The 1,637-nt window shown below is 55.8% G+C and carries 1 protein-coding gene and 2 pseudogenes; all 3 read right to left on the minus strand.

The window, feature by feature from the left end:
- Positions 1 to 285, minus strand: a pseudogene (locus AC1DRJ_RS26865) (hypothetical protein); the annotation flags it as partial.
- A gap of 16 nt (positions 286 to 301) precedes the next feature.
- On the minus strand, positions 302 to 1,189 hold the full coding sequence (locus tag AC1DRJ_RS26870; protein ID WP_477804820.1) for a nitrilase family protein: 888 nt from the start codon (positions 1,187 to 1,189) through the stop codon (positions 302 to 304).
- Positions 1,190 to 1,382: 193 nt separating this feature from the next.
- Positions 1,383 to 1,637, minus strand: a pseudogene (locus tag AC1DRJ_RS26875) (FAD-dependent oxidoreductase); the annotation flags it as partial.

A 1,637-nucleotide genomic window follows, 5' to 3' on the forward strand; every position in this document is an offset into this window, starting at 1 on the left:
GTAGGCCAGGTAGGCGCCTGCAAGCAACCCGATCGAAGCGAACTCATGTTTGTAGAACGCCACCTCGCTGATGTCTCCCAAGACCCAACGCAGCCAGGCACTGGGCTTCGGCAGGCTCGACACCATGTGACTGTAGTCTGGCCAATGGGCTGACCAGGATGTCCGGTAGGTGAATGAGAGCCAGACGATCAACAGAGTCGTGCTGAGCATCAGCCAGATGATCGCCATATCCAGCCGCGACCTGGCGGCAAGCTGGTTTTGCGGTTTTTCGTTTGTGGATTCCATCAGTCATTCCCCCTTATCAGCGCGGCAGACAAGGGTGCTGGGTGTAACCGAGCATTTGATCGTAGAGATCGGTTCGACGATCGCGATGCAAGTCGTTCAGGTTGTTCCAGATGGGCGCGCTGCGCGAGCTGGTCAGGTCGATGTCGGCAAACAGGATTTCCTGCTTGTCCGCTGAGGCCACCTGGCCAATCGGCCAGCCGTTGGTGCCCGCGATCAGCGAGCAGCCCAGGTAACGTGCACCTCGCTCTTCGCCGATCCGGCTCGCCGCTGCAATAAACACATTGTTGACGTGAGCCGCCGTCATTGTCAGGTACGACGCCATGCACTTTCCGGCGTCATCGAACAGGGGCGGCGGGGTCCAGACCCAATTGTTCAGGCTGCAAATAATGTCGGCGCCTTGCTGGCTCAAAATGCGTGGTACCTCCGGGAACCAGATATCCCAGCAGATCAACAACCCTATGCGACCGATTGGGGTGTCGAAAACCGGAAAGCCCAGATCGCCCGGCGTGAACCACAATTTTTCCAGATTCCATAAATGAACTTTTCGGTACTTGCCGATGAAGCCGTCAGGCCCAACAAGAACGCCGGTGTTGAACAGCTGCATACCGTCGCGCTCCGTCAAACCGGCGACCAGATAAACCTTGTGCTGGCGGGCAAAGTCCATCCAGCTCTGCACACTCGGACCGCTGGGAACAGCCTCCGAATGCTCGAACGCATCCTGCCGGGTTTTAAAGAAGTAACCTGTGCTTGAAAGCTCGGGCAGGACGATGAGATTCGCACCGTCATTTGCCGCTACAAACGCTAATTCCAGGCTTTTACGCAGATTTGCTTCGCGATTTTGCATTCCGACTTGTGGGTCGAATTGCACGACTGCTACACGAACAGGGCTTGTTGGCTCGCTCATTTCGATGACCTCTTATTATTGTTATTCACGCTGTTTAATTGCGTGCTTATGAGAGTCGAATCGGCGAGAGCGCGTAAGTCAGCTACTTCCGTTTGGGGTGTAGTCCGTTTCCCAAGATGACTGCGCGGGGCACTTGGTTTTTTGGGGGGGCAGAGCCAATGCACGGCGTGCAAGGCTCCTGAGAGGGAAGTGATCAGGTTCCGACGTTATAGTGCGGATAGTCGCTCATGGAAAAACCGCCATGGAAGGCCGCTGCGGTTTTGTTGCAGATATGGATGACCGCATCGACAGCGCCCCGAAAGCACGGCTCGGTCCAGCCAGCATCGACTGAAAATGACTCCCCGGAAAAATACATACCTGAGACATGCGCGAAGTCCCGGTTGTACTTCATCAGGCTGACGGCGTCGTAGTAGGTGCCGGGTCGATATAATTTTGCACAGCCCAATGC

The organism is Pseudomonas sp. P5_B2, from assembly GCF_056400445.1.

Coding starts and splice junctions, on each gene's coding strand:
- AC1DRJ_RS26870 (WP_477804820.1), bottom strand. CDS start 1,189: ATGAGCGAGCCAACAAGCCCTGTTCGTGTAGCAGTCGTGCAATTCGAC.